We start from the raw sequence: 3,472 nt of genomic DNA on the forward strand, positions 1-3,472 counted from the left end.
TGAGGGGACAGCGCGAGGCCAGCTCGCCGTCGTCCATGAATTCCTTCCCGGCGGGAAGGACCTCTGGCAGCTCGCGCTCGACGCCGCCGCGAGCGGCGAGGACTTCACCGACCATGCGCGTGGCCTCGGCGAGGCGACGGCGCGCGTCCACGAGGCGCTCGAGGCGAGCCTCGGGAGCGAGGCGCTCGATGACGCCGCGGCCGCCGAGTTCGTGGGCGGGCTGTCCTCGCGGCTGCGCGCCGCGTGGGAGGAGGTCCGGGAGAGCGTCGGGTTGCCCGCCGCCGCGCTCGAGAGCCTCCTCGCGACGCTCGCGGGGGAGGCCTCGGGCCTTCGTGTCCAGCGCATCCACGGCGATCTGCACCTCGGCCAGATCCTGAACTTCCCGGGCCACGCCGAGCGCCCCTACGCCATCCTCGACTTCGAGGGCGAGCCCCTGCGGCCCGTGTCGGAGCGGAGCCGCCCCGACGTGCCGCTGCGCGACGTCGTCGGAATGCTGCGCTCGTTCGACTACGCGGCAGGCGCCGCCGTGCGCACGGTTCCGGCCGCGCGCGTGCCGAAGGATTGGACCGACGCGGCAGGGAATGCGTTCTGGGAGGGCTACGCGAGCGTGCTCGAGCAGGCCGATCCGTTCGGCGGCCCGCTCTTCGCGGCGTTGTGGCTCGACAAGGCGCTCTACGAGGTGGCCTACGAGGAGCGGAACCGGCCCGCGTGGGCAGAGATTCCGCTGCGGGCCGTGCGGACGGCGCTCGCCGCCTACGTCCCCGAGGGCCTGCCCACGGACATGGCGGGCCCAGAGGGACCTGCAGAACTTGCGGCTTCGGGCCGCCGAGGAGAGGAGAGAGACGTGTCAGAGCACACTGAACAGCAGGGTGCCCAGGCGGGGGGCTTCGCGGAGTCCGCGGCCCCGATTCCGGTCCCGCAGGATGTCCTGGGCCGCGTCGCCGCCGGTTCGTTCCACGCCCCGCACGCCGTGCTCGGCGCGCACCTCGCCGAGGACGGCTCGGTGACGATCCGCACCGTCAAGCATCTCGCGACCGGCGCCACCGCCGTCACGCCGAGCGGGCGGGTGCCGCTGCGCCACGAGGCGCACGGCGTATGGACCGCGGTGCTCCCCGCAACGGACGACGGCGGGGTGCCCGACTACCGCCTCGAGGTCGAGTACGGCGAGGGCCACGTGGTCGACGTCGACGACCCGTACCACTACATGCCGACCGTCGGCGAGCTGGACATCTATCTCATCGGCGAGGGCCGGCACGAGGAGCTGTGGAAGGCGCTCGGCGCCCGGGTCCAGCGCTACCACTCGGTGCTCGGCGACGTCGAGGGTACGGCGTTCACGGTGTGGGCGCCGGGCGCGCAGGCGGTCCAGGTGAAGGGCGACTTCAACGGCTGGGACGGCCGCGAGCACGCGATGCGCAGCCTCGGCTCCTCCGGCGTGTGGGAGGTCTTCATCCCCGGCGTTGTAGCAGGGGCGTGCTACAAGTTCGGCATCCTGACCCGCGCCGGGCACTGGGTCGAGCGCGCGGATCCCATGGCGTTCGGCACCGAGGTGCCGCCGCGCACGGCGTCGCGCGTCGTCGAGACCCGGTACGCGTTCAAGGACGACGCTTGGATGACCGAGCGGGCGGCGAAGGACCCACACAATTCGCCCATGAGCGTGTACGAGGTGCACCTCGGCTCGTGGCGCCCCGGGCTCAGCTACCGAGACCTCGCGAAGGAGCTCGTCGACTACGTCTCGGAGATGGGCTTCACGCACGTGGAATTCATGCCCGTGGCGGAGCATCCGTTCGGCGGCTCGTGGGGGTATCAGGTCACGTCCTACTATGCGCCGAGCTCGCGCTTCGGCCACCCGGACGATTTCAAGTACCTCGTGGATCAGCTCCACCAGGCCGGGATCGGCGTGATTGTGGACTGGGTGCCCGCACACTTCCCGAAGGACGAATGGGCGCTGGCCCGCTTCGACGGCGAGGCGCTCTACGAGCACTCCGACCCGCAGCAGGGCGAGCACCCCGACTGGGGCACGTACATCTTCAACTTCGGCCGGACTGAGGTCCGGAACTTCCTCGTGGCGAATGCTCTGTTCTGGCTCGAGGAGTTCCACGTGGACGGACTCCGGGTGGACGCCGTGGCGTCGATGCTCTACCTCGACTATTCGCGCGAAGAGGGCCAGTGGCGCCCGAACCAGTTCGGCGGGCGCGAGAACCTCGAGGCGATCTCCTTTCTGCAGGAGGCGAATGCCACGGCGTACAAGCGCAATCCGGGCATCGTCATGATCGCCGAGGAGTCGACCGCGTTCCCGGGCGTCACCAAGCCGACCTCGATGAACGGGCTCGGGTTCGGGCTCAAGTGGAACATGGGCTGGATGCACGATTCGCTCCAGTACATGCACGAGAACCCCGTGAACCGCCGGTGGCACCACAACAAGATGACGTTCTCGATCATGTACGCCTTCAGCGAGAACTTCCTCCTGCCCATCAGCCATGACGAGGTGGTGCACGGAAAGGGCTCGATGCTGCGCAAGATGCCGGGCGATCGCTGGCAGCAGCTCGCGAACCTCCGCGCGTTCTACGCGTTCCAGTGGGCGCACCCGGGCAAGCAGCTCATCTTCATGGGGTGTGAGTTCGGGCAGGAGGGCGAGTGGAACCAGGAGCATGGGCTCGACTGGTGGCTCGCCGACACCGAGCCGCATCAGGGGCTGCAGAAGCTCATCCGCGAGCTCAACTCCATCTACCGCGATCGGCCCGCGCTCTACACGCAGGACAACGATCCGGCCGGGTACGAATGGATCCGTGGCGATGATGGCGACCACAACGTGGTCTCCTTCATCCGCTGGTCCGCGGATGGGGCTCCGCTCGTGTGCATCGCGAACTTCGCGGGCGGTCCCCACCTCGACTACACGGTGGGGCTTCCGCTGGCGGGCGCGTGGACCGAGGTCCTCAACACGGACGCAACCGAATACGGCGGCTCCGGCGTGACGAACGGCGGGCTCGTCATGGCCGAGCAGCGGGACTGGGACGGCAAGCCCGCCGCGGCGACGCTCACGCTGCCGCCGCTGGGCGTCGTCTACCTCGAGCCGAGCGCGATCGACTGAGTCCGCGAACGACGGCGGCTGGCCCGCCGTGCGCGGCCGCCGAAGCCGCGCAGACTGAGGCCCGGATCCGCGGAATCCGGGCCTCAGCTGTACCCGCCGGACGGTTGGCACTCGCGCGCGGACGGTGGTATAGTTTTATCCCGCGCCACCGAGAGGGCGGCGCAAAAAATCCCTTGCTCAGCAGCGATCAGTCGCTGGCCGAACGGCCGGTTTGACTCGGTGCGGCCGGGCGGGTAGGTTTGAGAAGTTGCTTCGGAGCAAGTCCAGAGGATCTGGAGGCGCCCGAAGGGGCCTGTTGTTTGAGAACTCAATAGCGTGCCATGTTTGGATTTGATGCCATTTTTTTGATGGCTGTTTGCCTGGTCCTGGTGCTTTCTCGTGTGC

Annotated in this window: 2 protein-coding genes; one reads left to right on the plus strand and one right to left on the minus strand. The window is 68.9% G+C overall.

What is annotated here, in order from left to right:
* Positions 1–3,088 (plus strand): 1,4-alpha-glucan branching protein GlgB (gene glgB / locus ACLN58_RS19735; RefSeq protein ID WP_415856937.1); only part of this gene is annotated, 3,088 nt, incomplete at its 5' end.
* 83 nt (positions 3,089–3,171) lie between these two features.
* On the opposite strand, the gene ACLN58_RS19740 is transcribed toward glgB, so the two are convergent.
* Positions 3,172–3,472 (minus strand): hypothetical protein (locus ACLN58_RS19740; RefSeq protein ID WP_415856938.1); only part of this gene is annotated, 301 nt, incomplete at its 5' end.

It is taken from the genome of Sinomonas sp. G460-2, assembly GCF_047759905.1.
Classification (GTDB): domain Bacteria; phylum Actinomycetota; class Actinomycetes; order Actinomycetales; family Micrococcaceae; genus Sinomonas.